This is a genomic window from Sphingomonas cavernae (assembly GCF_003590775.1).
Classification (GTDB): Bacteria; Pseudomonadota; Alphaproteobacteria; order Sphingomonadales; family Sphingomonadaceae; genus Sphingobium_A; species Sphingobium_A cavernae.
Window position 1 is genome coordinate 254,111 of record NZ_QYUM01000003.1, and the last position, 14,180, is coordinate 268,290.

Sequence of the window (14,180 nt, forward strand, 5' to 3'; positions counted from 1 at the left end):
TTGGCTACTCCGCAACTGGTTGTGAATCGCAATCGGTTGTGAGCGAGGAGAGGTTTCTTGGGAAAGCTTGTCGTTTCGGTATTCACCAGCCTTGACGGCTATATCGAACCCGAAAGCGGCTTCGAGGGGCCGGCATGGTCCGACGATCTGGACCGGAACTGGTCAGGCCATGCACTCGAACGCGCGCGGCACATCGTCTACGGACGCGTCAATTTCGAGTTCAACCGCGACTTCTGGAGCGCGGCCGACACCGATCCTGACAGCCCCGCGGCTGGCATATCCTATGCCTCGACGATGAACGGTCTGCCCAAGACGATGTTCTCGCGCACCCTGACAGGCGATCCAGGCTGGAACGGCACGATCGCGCGCGACATTGCGGAGACGATCGCGAAGCTGAAACGCGAGGTCGATGGCGATATCTTCGCCTTTGGCGGCGCCAGCCTGTCGAGCGCGCTGATCGCAGCGGATGTCGTCGACGAGATCATGATCATGATCCTTCCCGTGCTATGGGGAGGCGGGCGTCGCATGTTCGAGCTGAAGCACGCTCGGCAGGAACTCGAACTGATCGAGAGCCGCCAGCTCGATACCGGTGCGATGCTGATGCGTTATGCGCGCAGCCGTTGAGGAGGAGAGCGATGCGGCCCGAGGATATGGCGGCGAAAGTTCGCGCGAGCTTCGAATCCTACGTGACCGAAGACCGCGCGAGGATAGAGGCGCTGCTGCACCCCGACTTCACCTTCACCAGCCCCTATGACGACCATATCGACCGCGCGACCTATTTCGAGCGATGCTGGCTCAATGCCGGCACATTCGAGAAACTCGATCTGATCGAGGTGCAGCCCGCGGGGGCGGGATGCTTCGTCTTCTATGAAGGGCGATCCAGGGCGGGCAACGCCTTTCGCAACACCGAATATTTCACCTTCGAGGATGGACGGATACGCTCGGTCGAGGTGTTCTTCGGACTCGCGCCGGGTACGACGCCCGCAAAGCCAGAACAACGAAGAGGTTGACGATGACGACGACATTTTACGGCCATCCCCTGTCATCCTATTGCCAGAAAGCGCTCATCGCGCTGTACGAACATCAGGCGCCATTTACGTGGCGCGTACTTTCGCCCGAGGATCCTTCGGCGGGAGAGGCGTTTTCGCGGCTTTGGCCGATGGAGCACATGCCGGTGCTCGTCGATGGTGATCGCGTGCTCAGGGAATCCAGCATCGTCATCGAATATGTCGATCGGCAAAATGGCGGCGGGCTGATCCCGGAGGACGCGGACGCGGCGCTGAACGTTCGTTTCCTCGACCGCTTCTTCGACAATTTCGTGATGACCCCTGTGCAGACTATCGTCTTCGACCGCATCCGGCCCGATGGCGCGCATGACGATTTCGGTGTCGAGCGCATGCGGCAGAGGCTCGACAAGGCCTATGGCTGGCTGGAGGGCGAGATCGGCGAGCACTGGGCTGGCGGCGATGTCTTCACGCTGGCAGACTGTGCGGCGTCGCCGTCGCTCTTCTATGCGAGCAAGATCCAGCCGCTGGCGGGACGCTTCCCGAAGGTGGCGGCCTATCTCGCGCGGCTCGAGGCGCGGCCGGCGATCACGCGCGTGCGGGAGGAGGCAAGGCCCTATTGGTACATGTTTCCCTTCGCCGACTGATGTTCAAGCCCGTATCCGCTTGCGCCATGCTGCTGGTGGGAACCCGAAGCGGGCGCGGAAGCGGCGGGTGAATTCGGAGAGGTCGCCAAAGCCGGTATCCAGTGCGATGTCGAGCACGTTGGCGTCGGTTGAGCGCAGGCGCTCGGCGGCGGCATCGAGGCGGCGATTGAGCACATATTGCCAGGGCGTCACGCCGATCGCGCGGCGGAAGGCACGCGAGAGGCGGCGGCGCGTGGTGCCCGTAGCCTTGGCCAACGCTCCGATAGACAGTGGCTCGACGAAGTCGGCGCGGATGATGCGCGCGGCTTCGGCAGCGGCGGCGAGATCGCGCGCGTCGGGTGTGGCCTCCTGTGTGTCGGTGTCGAGCGCGATGGCGGTCGAGAGGACGGTCAGCGCAGCCTGTTCGGCGTGGAGTGGGTCGGGTGCGCCTGTGAGACCGTGAAGCGCGTGGAACAGCGGAACGAGCCGGTCGAGCGGCGGGATGGCGGCGCGCGCGAAGTGCGTTGTGCGGACGTCGGCCATGCCGGCGACGACCTCCTCGACCAGTTCGGGCGCAAAGCGAAAGGCGATGCAGCGATCGCCCGTTGAATGTTCATGTCCGCATTCAAAGCAGGTTTCGGGATTGCCAAGGAGAAGCGCGCCGGGCGCCATCAGAGCACTGCCCTGCGCCGCACGATAAATGAACTGGCCGTCGATCACCGCCGCAATGCTCGTCCAGCCATGACGTTCCTCGAAGGCGATGTCGCCCGGACCGGCGGTGCAGACCACATCATCGACGACCCAGCCTGGACCAGCGGCGAGCGTTCGGCTTTGCGGGACGGTATGTGATCCGGGTGCGGCGAGCGGCATTGATCTGCCCTTTTCCCCAAGCGCGGTGTTTGCCGCGCGGGCTAGACCCCAGAGGTGCGCGTGACAGCGCGCGATTGCAAGAGGAGGCGATGATGGTTTCAATCACCAAGAAGGTGGCGGTGTCCGACGGATGGGCCGCATGGCAGGCGGCCTACGACTTCGGCAATGCACACCACGCATTTGCGGGCGTGCTGGCCGACTGTACGCTGGAGGACGATGTGCGGATGGTGACCTTCACCAACGGCATGGTGGTCAAGGAGCGGCTGATCGGCATTGACGAGGGTCGGCGTCGGATCGCCTATGCGGTCATCGACGGCCCCTTTGCGCATCACAATGCGAGCTTCCAGATACGCGACAACGGCGTTGGAGGCGGAGTGATGATCTGGACCTGCGACATATTGCCCGACGAGGCGTCCGCGATGGTCGAGCCGTTGATGCAGGCGGGGATCGAAGCGTTCGCACGCAATCTGGAAGCGGTGACATGAACGAGGGCGGATGCGCGTGCGGGGCGGTGCGTTACCGGCTCGATAGCGATCCGCTGATCGTCCATTGCTGCCACTGCCTCGATTGCCAGCGCCAGACGGGGAGTGCGTTCGTGCTAAATGCGCTGATCGAGAGTGATCGGGTGACGCTGCTCGCCGGAGAGCCTGAGCCGTTCCCGGTACCGACCGACAGCGGACGCCCCCACGATATCTATCGCTGTCCGATCTGCCAAACCGCGCTGTGGAGCGACTATGGCCGGCGAGGCTGGCTGCGCTTCGTACGCTTGGGGACGCTTGACGATCCGGCCGAATTTTCGCCGGGCGTGCACATTTATACGCGCTCGAAACAGCCCTGGATAAGCCTTCCCGAGGATGTCCCTCAATTCGAGGAATATTACGACCTGAAGGCCGTTTGGCCCGCTGAAAGCCTTGAGCGGCGCAGAGCGATCCCGCGCTGAAATATTCCCGTTTGCCGCAAAAGTGCGTTAAGGGCCCCGCGACTCTTTGACCAAGCGGGATCCCGGAAACGTGACGACGATCATCAGGCAAGCAGACCTTATCGAGAGCGTGGCCGACGCGCTCCAGTTCATCAGCTACTACCACCCGATGGATTATATCCGCGCGCTGGGAGAGGCCTACAACGCCGAGAAGAGCCCCGCCGCGAAGGATGCGATCGCGCAGATCCTGACCAACAGCCGCATGTGCGCCGAGGGGCACCGCCCGATTTGCCAGGATACCGGCATCATCAATGTCTTTGTCAAATGGGGCATGGATTGCCGCCTCGACAATACCGACCGGTCGCTTCAGGAGATCGTCGATGAAGGCGTGCGCCGCGCCTATCTCCATCCCGAGAACAAGCTGCGCGCCTCGGTCCTCGCCGATCCCGCCTTCAGCCGCCGCAACACCAAGGACAACACCCCGAGCGTGCTCCATGTCGAAATGGTGCCGGGATCGAAGGTCAGCATCGATGTCGCGGCCAAGGGCGGCGGCAGCGAGAACAAGTCCAAGTTCAAGATGATGAACCCGAGTGACTCGATCGTCGATTGGGTGCTCGAGATGATCCCGCAGATGGGCGCGGGCTGGTGCCCGCCGGGCATGCTGGGCATCGGCATCGGCGGAACCGCGGAACACTGCGTGCTGCTCGCCAAGAAGGCGCTGATGGACCCGATCGACATGGGGCAATTGAAGCAGCGCGGGCCGCAGAACGACATCGAGGCCATGCGGATCGAGATCTTCGACAAGGTGAATGCGCTGGGGATCGGCGCGCAGGGGCTGGGCGGGCTTTCGACCATCCTCGACGTCAAGATCATGGATGCGCCCTGTCACGCCGCGGGCAAGCCGGTGGCGATGATCCCCAATTGCGCCGCGACGCGCCACGCGCATTTCACGCTCGACGGCAGCGGCCCCGCCTATCTGGAGCAGCCCAACCTTGCCGAATGGCCCGACGTCAACTGGACCCCGGACAAGGCCGCGATCCGCGTCGATCTCGACACGCTGACCCCGCAAGTGGTGCAGAGCTGGAAGCATGGCGACCGGCTGCTCTTGAATGGCAAGATGCTCACCGGCCGCGATGCCGCGCACAAGCGGATCAAGGACATGCTCGAGGCGGGCGAACAGCTTCCCGTCGAGTTCCGCGGCCGCGTGATATATTATGTCGGCCCCGTCGATCCGGTGGGCGAGGAAGTCGTCGGCCCCGCAGGCCCGACCACCGCGACGCGGATGGACAAGTTCACGCGCATGATGCTCGAACAGGGGCTGCTCGCGATGGTCGGCAAGGCCGAGCGCGGCCCGATGGCAATCGAGGCGATCAAGGAGCACAGGTCCGCCTATCTGATGGCGGTGGGCGGCGCCGCCTATCTCGTCGCCAAGGCGATCAAGGGATCCAGGGTCGTCGGCTTCGAGGATCTCGGCATGGAGGCGATCTACGAGTTCGAGGTGCAGGACATGCCGGTCACCGTCGCGGTCGACGCCGAAGGGCAGAGCGTCCACCATCTCGCACCGCTCGTCTGGCAGGAAAAGATCCGCAAGGAAAAGCTGCTCGAAAGGGTGTGAAGCCAATGGCTGGAAGTGGCCATCATTCGCCTTGGCATATCTCTTCAGTCCGCATTATTGGGTGAGTCCGGTTCGTTTTTCGGAGGACTCATGACCCGCATTGCCAAACTCTACGCCCAAATTCGGCAGAACAGGCGCGCAAGCTTTGCCGATTTGCAGTGGCTGGCTGAGGCTTTCGGATTCGAGCTGAAGCGCGTGGCGGGGAGCCACCATGTTTATCGGCATCCCGCCGTTCCAGTGATCCTGAACCTTCAGCCCCAGGGCAAGGAGGCGAAGCCCTATCAGGTGCGCGAGTTTCTTGATATGGTCGAGAAATACGGCCTGAAATCGGATTTCGAATGACGCCTCACTATCATATCAATGTCTTCTGGTCCGCCGAGGATGATTGCTGGATCGCGCATGTGCCCGACCTCGAGGGGTGCAGCGCGCACGGCGATACGCCTGACAAGGCTGTGGCGGAGGTGCAGATGGCCATGCGAGCCTGGATCGACGTCGCTCGCGAACACGGCGATCCGATCCCCGAACCGCGATATCGGCCAGCAATCTATAGCCTTTATGAAGGCATTCGAGCAGCCTGAACTGGCTGTTTGTTGCGCTCCTGCAGTGCTGGAGATCCGTCATGGCGCGGAGCCTGGGCCTCGCACAATTCCAGCAGCTTGACCTCCTCGAACTTGCCGATCCAGCGACGCACGATCTGCGCCAATGGAACGGGATTGAGGAAATGCAGCTTTTCGCGGCCGCTGCGACGGACCGCGATCAGGTTGGCGTCTTGAAGCACGCCGAGATGCTTTGACACCGCCTGGCGCGACATGGCGAGCCCGTCGCAGAGCTGGGTGAGGGTCTGGCCGTTGCGGTCGCGCAGCCTGTCGAGCAACTGGCGGCGGCTGTCGTCGGCAAGGGCACGGAAAATGTCGCTCATCCGATCCTCTCAAGCGATCGCCGCGCGGCCTGTCAAACCCGTCGCGCAAGAAGTTGCGATCGTGGACCGATTGCTGAGACCTTGATCGTTTCAGGCCGAATCAGCCTGAAACGTGAATCAAGGTCTCAACCATTTGAATAGAGCCTGATTCACGCTTTCGGCGGAAGCGCAGAGCGCTTTCACCTCAAACGATCAGGCTCTATGTCTTCAGCAGTGAAATCAGCAGGGTCCGGCATGCCGCGCATCGTATCAAGACCGCTCAAGTGGACCGGCGTCAGCCTGCTTTTCATTCTAATTGGGCTGTGTCTCGCAATTACCCTGATCCCGCCTTTTCTCGACCGTGTCTATTATGCGGGGCCGGCCAGCGCGCATTTCGACGGCGAGCGCTTCTTCAACCCCGACGGCGAAGACACCGCGCGCCCGCCGACGGGCGGGAGCCGTGCGGGGTTCTTTGCGCGCTGGTTGCTCGCTGACGACGGTCGCCCGCCATGGCCTGCGCGCGTCGCGGTGACGCCGGCCATACCTGCAACGCGTGTCGAGGGGGACCAGATGGTCGCGACCTGGGTCGGGCACGCGACCGTGCTCATCCAGACGCAGGGGCTCAACATCCTGACCGATCCGATCTGGAGCGACGTGGCGGGGCCGTTCAACGTCGCGGGGCCACGTCGCGTGGCCGCGCCTGGCATTCGCTTCGAAGATCTGCCGCCCATCGACCTCGTCCTCGTGAGCCATAATCATTACGACCATATGGACCTGCCGACGCTGAAAAAACTGTGGGACCGCGACCGGCCGCTGATCGTCACCAGCCTGGGCAACGACACGGTGATCAGGGGCAGCGGCGCCGAGGCGAAGGCGGTGGACTGGGGCACGCGGCTGCCGGTGAAGCCGGGAATCGACGTGGTTGTGACGCGCAATCACCACTGGGGATCGCGCTGGGGCACCGATCGCAACCGCGCACTGTGGTCGAGCTTCACGGTCATCACGCCGGCCGGCAACATCTTCTTTGCGGGCGACACCGGGCCGGGCGACATGAAGTGGCCGGCCGAGGCAGCGAAATACGGTCCGGTCCGCCTCGCGATCATCCCCATCGGCGCCTTCCGCTTCGAGCCGGGGCAGATGATGACAGGCAGCCATATCGGGCCGAAAGAGGCCGTCGATGTGTTCGCGGGGCTGGGTGCGTCCAATGGCCTGCCAATCCACTGGGGCACCTTCCGGCTATCCTATGAAGCCTATGATACTCCGCCGCGACTGCTCGAACTCTTTGCGCGGTGCGCGGGCTATGCACCCGGCCCGTTCGCGGCCCGGGCAATCGGCCAATCATTTGACGTGCCGCCCTACGCCGTTCCTGCGCGTGCGACGACGCCCGAGAACGTCGCGCTCTGCGAACCGGGATCAAGGGCGATCGCGGCGCTCCGCTGAGCGCAACGGCTTCAGCGGGCGGTCACGCGTTTGAGCCAGGCGATCACGGGTTCGGTGAAGCGTTCCGGGGCAGATCGTCCGCCTTCGTCGCGATAGGCTGCGATCGCGCTCGGGAAGATTTCAAGATCGTGGCTGCCGCCCGGAATCTCCAGCCATGTCGCGCCGCCCGGCCGCAGCGCGTTGACCGTGTCGACTATCAGCCGGTGGCCGTGGCGCGTCTCATACTGATCATATTCGCCGTAAACGACCATCACCGGGGCCGCGATGCGCGTCCATGCCGCGAGAAAATCCTTATCGGCCGCCTGCCAGTGCCAGGCAAACGGGCGGCCATAATGCGAGCCCGGCTCGGTGCCGAGCAGACTTTCCCACACACCCTTCAGCTCGGGGTTCTCGGCTGCGATCCGCGAGGGCGTCTTGCGGCCGATCAGATAATGTTGCTGGAAGGCGATGCGTTTCAGCATTTCGCCATGGATGCGGTCGGGCGGCATTTTGCCCGCGCGTTCGAGGTTGATCCGGTCGAACTGGATCATGCGCTCGAGATAGGTGAGCGCGCCACCGCCTTGCACGACGATCCCTGCGATGCGTCGCCCCTCGGCGATCAGCGGCGCGGTGGTCGAGCCAAGACTTGAGCCGTAGATGACGATCCGGTCGGAATCGATCCAGCGGTGGCGTGAAAGCTGGTCGAGCGCGGCGCGATAATGTGCGACCTCGGTGTCATAATCGAGCGCGGAGCAGGCCGGTCCCTCGCTGTCGCCCGTCCCCGCGCGCTCGACGCGGATCAGGGCGAGCCCAGATCGCTGCGCGATGTCGCGGAGCGTATTGGGACGTTCGGCCCGGAACTCGATGCTGCCGCAGGATACCCATTGGGCGAAGAAGACGGCGGGCAGGGGGCCACGCGCGCCTTCGGGGCGGGTTACGATACTTCGGAGCCGGACACCGTCGGGCATCGTCACCACGCCATATTCGGTTTCGAGCCCTGCTGTGTTTTCGAGCGGGCGCGCATCCTTGCGCGCCAGGTCTCCGGTCATCACTGCCTCGCGCGCACCAAGCGGCACGCTCATTGAAAGCGCCATCAGCAGCGCCGCACTTGCCTTGCCGATGAAATGCATCTGTTCCCTCCATCGTCGCCGATGAGCCGATTCTGGCGGGCGTGGCGGCGGATGCCAGCGTGTCGGGACGAAGGGACGAATTTTCAGAGGGTAGCGCTGAGCTCTGCCCTGTAGCGCGCACCGGTCTTTAGCGACGTGCCGTCGCGTAGCACGACATCGGTCGGACGACACCGCGCGATCATGTGCCGTGCGACCAGCCGCGAGCGATGGATCCGGATAAAGCCGTGCGGAGACAGAAGCGCGTCCACCGACGCGAGTGAGGCGCGATGGAGGATAGCGCGTCCGGCGCGGTGGAATTCGACATAGTTGCCGGCAGCCGCGACCCAGTCGATCTCGTCGGGAGCGAGTGGCAGCGCATCCGGGGAGTCGGGCGCGGGGTGGCGTTGCCCGATCCGGACGGCGAGCGCGGGCGCAAGAAGCGACAAGAACAGCACCAATGCCGCAGCCGGCAGTCGGCGGATGAACTGGAACCAGGGCGCCTCGAGGCCGTGCACCATGCCCTGGAGTAGAAGCGACGCAGCGATTGCTCCAAGCAGGCACAGCGCCTTGTCGCGCGCATTGTCGGTGCGCTTCAGCGCCTCGAAGGCGACATAGAATGGCAGGATGTTGATTGCGGCCCAGGTGAGGCCATCGAGAAGCGACTCGGACGCGCCCGACAGGGCGTTATAGGCGAGGCAATAGAGCGCGACGCCGAACATCAACGCGAGCGCGACAAGCGCGGCGCGGTCCCATGCGAGCGGTCGGTAGAGCAGCACGAGCATGGCGCATTATCGCGCGGATGCCCGCGGCTGAAAAGTCAGACGCGCTGATAGCGGAAATACCAGACCTCATGGCCCTTGGTACGTGCCTTGCGTTCATAACGCGTCTCGGGCCAGCCGCCGGGGCGGACGAGGAAATCCTGCGGCTTTTCGGCGAGCCAGCGGAAATCACGGCGCTGGTTCATGATCATCATCGACCATTTGCAATAGGTCGGGTCGTCGGTGCCGAGGCGGAACTCGCCGCCGAGCTGGAGCTTCCTGGCGATCAGGTCGAGCGGGCCGTGATTGGCCATGCGGCGCTTGGCGTGACGCGCCTTGGGCCAGGGATCGGGGTGGAGCAGGTAGACGAAGCGCAAGGATTGGTCGGGGAGGCGTTCGAGCACGTCCAACGCGTCGCCATTGTGGAGGCGGACATTGGGAAGGTGCTTGTCGCGGACGTGGAGCAGCGCGCCAACGACGCCGTTGATGAAGGGCTCGCAGCCGATGAAGCCGTGATCGGGCAGCAGGTCGGCGCGGTAGGCGAGATGCTCGCCCGAACCGAAGCCGATTTCGAAATGGAGCGGGCGATCATCGCCGAACAGGCTTTCGGCGGTGACGGGGCCTTCGGCGGGCACGCTGATCTGGGGCAGTAGCTTGTCGAGCAGCTGCGCCTGCCCCTCGCGCAGCTTGTGGCCCTTGGCGCGGCCGTAGAGGCGGCGGATGGTCGCGGGATCGTTCATGGCGCGGCGAACTAGCGCAAGGGGCGCGTAAAGGCCAGTGCGTCAAAGCGACCCTAAAGGGCTTGTTGAATATCGATATATGCATTATCGTTTATCAATAAACATTGGAGTGTAGTTCGATGGCTCGAAATCATTCCACCGCGCTGCCCATCGCCTATGTCACGCTGCGCATCCTCATCCTGCTGAACTGGCTGGGCGGTGCCGCCGTCCTCGTGTTGCTCACTGCAACCATCGTAGCTGAGGAGTGGACGATGACCGCGCTCGGCATCTCTCCATCCTCCGGGATTCCCCAAATTCTCACGGGGCTGCGCATAGTTGCCGCGCTTGGCCTGGTTGCCGTCCCGCTCAACTATGCCGTTCTTCGGCGACTGCTCGCGATCGTCGAAACGGTGCGCAGGGGCGATCCGTTCGTTGCCGCCAATGCATATCGGCTGCACGCCATCGCTTGGGCACTGCTCGCGCTCCAGCTCCTCAGCCTTGTGATCGGCGGAATTGGGGAAGCGATATCGACCCCGACCCAGCCGGTTCACCTCGACGCGGGCTTTTCCGCCAGCGGCTGGCTGGCCGTCATCCTGAGCTTCGTTCTCGCCCGTATCTTTGCCGAAGGCACGTTGATGCGCGAAGACCTCAACGGGACCGTATAATGGCGATCGCCGTCAGGCTCGACGATCTGCTGTACGAGCGCCGGATGACTCTGACCGAACTTGCCGATCGGATCGGACTTACCCTCGCCAATCTGTCGATCCTCAAGACGGGCAAGGCGCGCGCGATCCGCTTCTCGACGCTTGAGGCGATCTGTGCCGCGCTGTCATGTCAGCCAGGGGACATTCTGGAGTTCCGGCCCGACACGGCGGCAACGGAGGAAACCGCCGCAAGCGGCGCAGAAGGCGCGCAATGAAGCGCGGCGGCAATCGACCTTGCGTCCCGCCGATCACCGCGGCGGCTTGCAGGGCTTGCCTTCATATTCGAAGCGGTGGAGCACATATTCGCGACCGTTCCAGCGCTGGACGGGGAAGCAGAAGCCGGGGCCGCCGATCATCAGATCGGGCCAGCCGCCAGCACCTTTGGTCTTCAGGAAATCCGGGATGCCTATCTCGCCCGCGACCAGCTTCCAGCTTCCGTTCGCCTGCTTGCTCACGAGCTGGAAGCCAGTGCCGGCCATGCCGTAGCAGAAGGTCCCACTGCCCGTGACTACGGCTTCGGGGCGGCCGTCGCCGTTGAGATCGGCATAGCGGTCGATCGTCGATGGCTGGGGTTGGGATCGTCGGAGCAGAGCAGCCACTGGTTGCCGCGCTGTACCGCGCCCGCCGCCTTGTAGATTGCGGCGCGCTCGGCGGCAGGGACGTTGGGAGTGCCGGTTTGCGCCGCTGCCACGACCGGAACGAGGACGAGCGCTGCAACAAGATATCTGGTCATAAGAAAAGGCTCGGGCGAGTCGTTACGCGCCCGAGCCTATCATTGCATCGATGCCGGGGGAGGGGCGTAGAAACCGCCTCCCGCGATGATCAGATCGCCTGCTTGAGCGCGTCGACCAGATCGGTTTTTTCCCAAGTGAAGAAATCGCCATCGGCCTTGCGGCCGAAATGGCCATAGGCGGCGGTGGGGCGGTAGATCGCCTTGTTGAGACCGAGATGCGTGCGGATGCCCTTGGGGGTCAGGCGCACGAGCTGCGGCAGGATTGCCTCAAGCTTCGCCTCGTCGACCTTGCCGGTGCCGTGCGTGTCGACATAGAGCGACAGCGGCTCGGCGATGCCGATCGCGTAGCTGAGCTGGATCGTGCACTTCTTCGCAAGACCCGCCGCGACGATGTTCTTGGCGAGGTAGCGCGAGACATAGGCGGCCGAGCGGTCGACCTTGGTCGGGTCCTTGCCCGAGAAGGCGCCGCCGCCATGCGGGGCTGCACCACCATAGGTGTCGACGATGATCTTGCGGCCGGTGATGCCCGCGTCGCCATCGGGGCCGCCGATTTCGAACAGGCCCGTCGGATTGACGAAAATCGCGGCATCGTCATTGGGCATCCAGCCTTGTGGCAGCACATCGTTCATCACGCTCTTGGCGTAATCGCGCAGCTTGCCCTGATCGGCGCCCTTGGTGTGCTGGGTCGAGACGACGAGCGCGGTCGCGCGGACGGGGCGGCCATTCTCGAATGCGAGCGTCACCTGGCTCTTGGCGTCGGGCTCGAGGAAATCGACGACCTTGTTGTGGCGGTCATGCGCCATTTGTTCGAGGATGCGGTGCGAGTAATAAAGCGTCGCGGGCATCAGCTCGGGGGTCTCGTCGCAGGCGAAACCGAACATGATGCCCTGATCGCCCGCGCCCTCGTCCTTGTTGCCGCTCTCATCGACGCCCATCGCGATGTGCGCCGACTGGCCGTGGAGGTGGCACGCGAAATCGGCATATTGCCAGTGGAAGCCGTGCTGCTCGTAACCGATCTTCTTCACGGTTTCGCGCACGGCCGCCTCGATCTCGGCCTGGGTCGGCGTCACGTCCTCACGGCAACGGACTTCGCCCGCGAGCACGATGCGGTTGGTGGTGACCAGCGTTTCGCAGGCGACGCGCGCTTCGGGGTCACGGCCGATGAAAAGGTCGACGACAGAGTCCGAGATCTGGTCCGCAACCTTGTCGGGATGGCCTTCGGAAACCGATTCGGACGTGAAGAGATAGTTGCTGCGCATTGCACTCGCCTTCGTGGATATAAGGAAAACTTTATGTGTGGTGCTGAGCTCCCTTTAGCGGGCGCGACGGCGCAAGGCAACGGCGAGGCCGACAAGAATCATTGCCAGCATGAAAGGCAGGATATTGCCGAAACGCGCGAAGAGTGTGGGTGCATGGGGGGCGGGGAGGCGCGCATCGATAAAGCCAGCGGTCTGGTGCGGCAGGCTTTTCAGCACACGCCCTTCGGCATCGACCACCGCTGATATGCCCGTGGGAGTCGAGCGGATGACGGGCAGTCCCTCCTCTATCGCGCGTAGCCGCGCCTGCGCCAGATGCTGCGGCGGGCCCCAGCTTCCGAACCAGGCGTCGTTGGAAGGATTGAAGATGAAATCGGGGCGGTTTTTCGCGTCGGCGACATGCCCCGAGAAGATGATCTCATAGCAGATCTGACCACCCACGCGGCCGAAACCGGGCAGGTCAAGGCTGACCGGTCCGGGGCCCGGCCAGAAATCGGTGTCGCCCGGCACGAGCCGCGAAAATCCCAGCGGGACGAGGATCGAGCGCATCGGCAGATATTCGCCGTAGGGAACAAGGTGTGCCTTGTCGTAGCGCGCGATCAGGCGCGCATCGGGCGTCAGCGCGAACAGGCTGTTGCGCGCGCCGATGACATTGCCCTCCCTGTCGCCGATCAGCGCGAGGCCTCCGGTGAGCAGCATGTCTCGCGGGCCGAGCAGGCTGGCGAGGCGCTCGCGCGCAAAAGGATCCTCCTCGAGGAAATCGGGGATCGCGGCCTCGGGCCAGAAGATCAGGCGCGGTTCCGGGCCCGGCCGCCCCGTCAGGCTTGCGAGCTTGTTGTAGTTGACGCCGTCGAACGCCTCGTTGTGCTTGTCCTGCTGGCCGATATTGGGCTGAACGACACGGATGCGCGGGCCGTCTGCATCGGTTGTGGTCGAGAAGGACTTGGGGAGCAGGCACAGAATGACGAGCGGCACGCCGATCACAAGCGCCGGCTTCCATTCCCGGCGCACAAAGAGCCAGAGCATTCCGCTGCCAAGCACCGCAAAACCCGACAATCCATAGGTTCCGATATAGCGCGCGAGATCGGGAAGCGACCCGATCGGGACCAGCGCGACCCCAAGCGGATTCCACGCAAAGCCCGTGAACATCGTTGCGCGGAGCCATTCAGTGACGATCCAGGCGGCGGCGAAGATCAGGACATAGGCGGTCCGATGACCGCGTCCCCAGCGCCAGGCAAGCCCCGCAGCCATGGCCGGCCAGACCGCGAGATACAGCGAGAGCAGGATCACCGCACCATAGCCGAACCAATGCGGCATTGCGTCCTGATAGGAGAAGGCGTGCGCGATCCAGTTGAGCCCGAGGCTGAAATGCGCGACGCCGAACAGCCAGCCGATGAGCAGTGCGCGCTTCATGTCGGGCGCGCGGCGTATGAGATGGAGCAGCAGCGCAAACGCCGCGAGCGTCACCGGCCAGAGATTGAGGGGCGCAAAGCCCGTGTCGGAGGCAAGCCCCGCTAAAATGGCGAGAATCAGCGGGTGGGGCATCACGT

At 63.8% G+C, this 14,180-nt stretch carries 19 protein-coding genes; 11 read left to right on the forward strand and 8 right to left on the reverse strand.

The window, feature by feature from the left end:
* Positions 1 to 57 precede the first annotated feature (57 nt).
* The 3 genes from D3876_RS08900 to D3876_RS08910 are packed head-to-tail and all read left to right on the forward strand — an operon-like array spanning position 58 to position 1,651.
* Complete coding sequence (locus D3876_RS08900; protein WP_119761505.1) at positions 58 to 624, forward strand: dihydrofolate reductase family protein; 567 nt, start codon at positions 58 to 60, stop codon at positions 622 to 624.
* 11 nt (positions 625 to 635) lie between these two features.
* Entirely contained in the window at positions 636 to 1,010 is a 375-nt protein-coding gene (locus D3876_RS08905) for a nuclear transport factor 2 family protein (protein ID WP_220475446.1), read from the forward strand.
* A gap of 2 nt (positions 1,011 to 1,012) precedes the next feature.
* Positions 1,013 to 1,651, forward strand: coding sequence for a glutathione S-transferase family protein (locus D3876_RS08910; protein ID WP_119761507.1), 639 nt, complete (start codon positions 1,013 to 1,015; stop codon positions 1,649 to 1,651).
* 3 nt (positions 1,652 to 1,654) lie between these two features.
* On the opposite strand, the gene D3876_RS08915 is transcribed toward D3876_RS08910, so the two are convergent.
* Complete coding sequence (locus tag D3876_RS08915; protein ID WP_119761508.1) at positions 1,655 to 2,500, reverse strand: helix-turn-helix domain-containing protein; 846 nt, start codon at positions 2,498 to 2,500, stop codon at positions 1,655 to 1,657.
* 92 nt (positions 2,501 to 2,592) lie between these two features.
* Between D3876_RS08915 and D3876_RS08920 the strand changes: the two genes are divergently transcribed.
* From D3876_RS08920 to D3876_RS08940, 5 genes are all read left to right on the forward strand, one after another.
* Positions 2,593 to 2,985 carry an SRPBCC family protein gene (locus D3876_RS08920; protein WP_182911964.1) on the forward strand — a complete coding sequence of 131 codons (393 nt, stop codon included), beginning with the start codon at positions 2,593 to 2,595 and terminating at the stop codon, positions 2,983 to 2,985.
* Positions 2,982 to 3,440, forward strand: coding sequence for a GFA family protein (locus tag D3876_RS08925; RefSeq protein ID WP_119761511.1), 459 nt, complete (start codon positions 2,982 to 2,984; stop codon positions 3,438 to 3,440). Before D3876_RS08920 ends, D3876_RS08925 begins: the two co-directional genes overlap by 4 nt.
* A gap of 70 nt (positions 3,441 to 3,510) precedes the next feature.
* Positions 3,511 to 5,034: a fumarate hydratase gene (locus D3876_RS08930; protein ID WP_119763638.1), complete on the forward strand. Its 1,524-nt coding sequence runs from the start codon at positions 3,511 to 3,513 to the stop codon at positions 5,032 to 5,034.
* A gap of 90 nt (positions 5,035 to 5,124) precedes the next feature.
* Positions 5,125 to 5,376 carry a type II toxin-antitoxin system HicA family toxin gene (locus tag D3876_RS08935; RefSeq protein ID WP_119761513.1) on the forward strand — a complete coding sequence of 84 codons (252 nt, stop codon included), beginning with the start codon at positions 5,125 to 5,127 and terminating at the stop codon, positions 5,374 to 5,376.
* Positions 5,373 to 5,612, forward strand: a complete 240-nt coding sequence (locus D3876_RS08940; RefSeq protein ID WP_119761515.1) for a type II toxin-antitoxin system HicB family antitoxin — start codon at positions 5,373 to 5,375, stop codon at positions 5,610 to 5,612. Before D3876_RS08935 ends, D3876_RS08940 begins: the two co-directional genes overlap by 4 nt.
* Here D3876_RS08940 and D3876_RS08945 read toward each other — a convergent pair.
* A complete protein-coding gene (locus D3876_RS08945; protein WP_119761516.1) occupies positions 5,588 to 5,953 on the reverse strand; it encodes an ArsR/SmtB family transcription factor in 366 nt (121 codons plus the stop codon). The two genes, D3876_RS08940 and D3876_RS08945, sit on opposite strands and share 25 nt — an antisense overlap.
* A gap of 234 nt (positions 5,954 to 6,187) precedes the next feature.
* On the opposite strand from D3876_RS08945, the gene D3876_RS08950 reads away from it, so the two are divergent.
* The gene (locus tag D3876_RS08950; RefSeq protein WP_119761518.1) at positions 6,188 to 7,372 is read left to right on the forward strand and encodes an MBL fold metallo-hydrolase; all 1,185 of its coding nucleotides are present in this window, start codon (positions 6,188 to 6,190) and stop codon (positions 7,370 to 7,372) included.
* A gap of 11 nt (positions 7,373 to 7,383) precedes the next feature.
* Here D3876_RS08950 and D3876_RS08955 read toward each other — a convergent pair whose 3' ends face one another.
* From D3876_RS08955 to trmB, 3 genes are all read right to left on the reverse strand, one after another.
* Positions 7,384 to 8,481: a CocE/NonD family hydrolase gene (locus tag D3876_RS08955; protein WP_119761520.1), complete on the reverse strand. Its 1,098-nt coding sequence runs from the start codon at positions 8,479 to 8,481 to the stop codon at positions 7,384 to 7,386.
* 83 nt (positions 8,482 to 8,564) lie between these two features.
* Complete coding sequence (locus D3876_RS08960; protein ID WP_119761522.1) at positions 8,565 to 9,242, reverse strand: LytTR family DNA-binding domain-containing protein; 678 nt, start codon at positions 9,240 to 9,242, stop codon at positions 8,565 to 8,567.
* A gap of 35 nt (positions 9,243 to 9,277) precedes the next feature.
* The gene (gene trmB, locus D3876_RS08965; protein WP_119761524.1) at positions 9,278 to 9,958 is read right to left on the reverse strand and encodes a tRNA (guanine(46)-N(7))-methyltransferase TrmB; all 681 of its coding nucleotides are present in this window, start codon (positions 9,956 to 9,958) and stop codon (positions 9,278 to 9,280) included.
* A 119-nt stretch (positions 9,959 to 10,077) separates the two neighbouring features.
* On the opposite strand from trmB, the gene D3876_RS08970 reads away from it, so the two are divergent.
* Both D3876_RS08970 and D3876_RS08975 read left to right on the forward strand, forming a co-directional pair.
* Positions 10,078 to 10,602, forward strand: a complete 525-nt coding sequence (locus D3876_RS08970) for a DUF2975 domain-containing protein (protein WP_119761526.1) — start codon at positions 10,078 to 10,080, stop codon at positions 10,600 to 10,602.
* Positions 10,602 to 10,856: a helix-turn-helix domain-containing protein gene (locus tag D3876_RS08975; protein WP_119761527.1), complete on the forward strand. Its 255-nt coding sequence runs from the start codon at positions 10,602 to 10,604 to the stop codon at positions 10,854 to 10,856. The genes D3876_RS08970 and D3876_RS08975 overlap by 1 nt, the downstream gene beginning before the upstream one ends.
* 33 nt (positions 10,857 to 10,889) lie before the next feature.
* Here the strand turns inward: D3876_RS08975 and D3876_RS08980 are convergent, their stop codons facing one another.
* The 3 genes from D3876_RS08980 to lnt all read right to left on the reverse strand — a co-directional run bounded on the left by D3876_RS08980 (position 10,890) and on the right by lnt (position 14,175).
* Positions 10,890 to 11,240, reverse strand: coding sequence for a VCBS repeat-containing protein (locus D3876_RS08980; RefSeq protein ID WP_238475307.1), 351 nt, complete (start codon positions 11,238 to 11,240; stop codon positions 10,890 to 10,892).
* A 223-nt stretch (positions 11,241 to 11,463) separates the two neighbouring features.
* Positions 11,464 to 12,633 (reverse strand): methionine adenosyltransferase, encoded by a 1,170-nt coding sequence (gene metK / locus D3876_RS08985; protein WP_119761529.1) that lies wholly within the window; start codon positions 12,631 to 12,633, stop codon positions 11,464 to 11,466.
* Positions 12,634 to 12,687: 54 nt separating this feature from the next.
* Positions 12,688 to 14,175 carry an apolipoprotein N-acyltransferase gene (lnt, locus tag D3876_RS08990; RefSeq protein WP_119761531.1) on the reverse strand — a complete coding sequence of 496 codons (1,488 nt, stop codon included), beginning with the start codon at positions 14,173 to 14,175 and terminating at the stop codon, positions 12,688 to 12,690.
* Positions 14,176 to 14,180: the final 5 nt, after the last annotated feature.

What these genes read in the sequence shown, in the direction of transcription:
- D3876_RS08905 (WP_220475446.1), top strand. Translation starts at nt 636, where the DNA reads ATGCGGCCCGAGGATATGGCGGCGAAAGTTCGCGCGAGCTTCGAATCC.
- D3876_RS08910 (WP_119761507.1), top strand. Translation starts at nt 1,013, where the DNA reads ATGACGACGACATTTTACGGCCATCCCCTGTCATCCTATTGCCAGAAA.
- D3876_RS08915 (WP_119761508.1), bottom strand. Translation starts at nt 2,500, where the DNA reads ATGCCGCTCGCCGCACCCGGATCACATACCGTCCCGCAAAGCCGAACG.
- D3876_RS08920 (WP_182911964.1), top strand. Translation starts at nt 2,593, where the DNA reads ATGGTTTCAATCACCAAGAAGGTGGCGGTGTCCGACGGATGGGCCGCA.
- D3876_RS08925 (WP_119761511.1), top strand. Translation starts at nt 2,982, where the DNA reads ATGAACGAGGGCGGATGCGCGTGCGGGGCGGTGCGTTACCGGCTCGAT.
- D3876_RS08935 (WP_119761513.1), top strand. Translation starts at nt 5,125, where the DNA reads ATGACCCGCATTGCCAAACTCTACGCCCAAATTCGGCAGAACAGGCGC.
- D3876_RS08940 (WP_119761515.1), top strand. Translation starts at nt 5,373, where the DNA reads ATGACGCCTCACTATCATATCAATGTCTTCTGGTCCGCCGAGGATGAT.
- D3876_RS08945 (WP_119761516.1), bottom strand. Translation starts at nt 5,953, where the DNA reads ATGAGCGACATTTTCCGTGCCCTTGCCGACGACAGCCGCCGCCAGTTG.
- D3876_RS08950 (WP_119761518.1), top strand. Translation starts at nt 6,188, where the DNA reads ATGCCGCGCATCGTATCAAGACCGCTCAAGTGGACCGGCGTCAGCCTG.
- D3876_RS08955 (WP_119761520.1), bottom strand. Translation starts at nt 8,481, where the DNA reads ATGCATTTCATCGGCAAGGCAAGTGCGGCGCTGCTGATGGCGCTTTCA.
- D3876_RS08960 (WP_119761522.1), bottom strand. Translation starts at nt 9,242, where the DNA reads ATGCTCGTGCTGCTCTACCGACCGCTCGCATGGGACCGCGCCGCGCTT.
- trmB (WP_119761524.1), bottom strand. Translation starts at nt 9,958, where the DNA reads ATGAACGATCCCGCGACCATCCGCCGCCTCTACGGCCGCGCCAAGGGC.
- D3876_RS08970 (WP_119761526.1), top strand. Translation starts at nt 10,078, where the DNA reads ATGGCTCGAAATCATTCCACCGCGCTGCCCATCGCCTATGTCACGCTG.
- D3876_RS08975 (WP_119761527.1), top strand. Translation starts at nt 10,602, where the DNA reads ATGGCGATCGCCGTCAGGCTCGACGATCTGCTGTACGAGCGCCGGATG.
- metK (WP_119761529.1), bottom strand. Translation starts at nt 12,633, where the DNA reads ATGCGCAGCAACTATCTCTTCACGTCCGAATCGGTTTCCGAAGGCCAT.
- lnt (WP_119761531.1), bottom strand. Translation starts at nt 14,175, where the DNA reads ATGCCCCACCCGCTGATTCTCGCCATTTTAGCGGGGCTTGCCTCCGAC.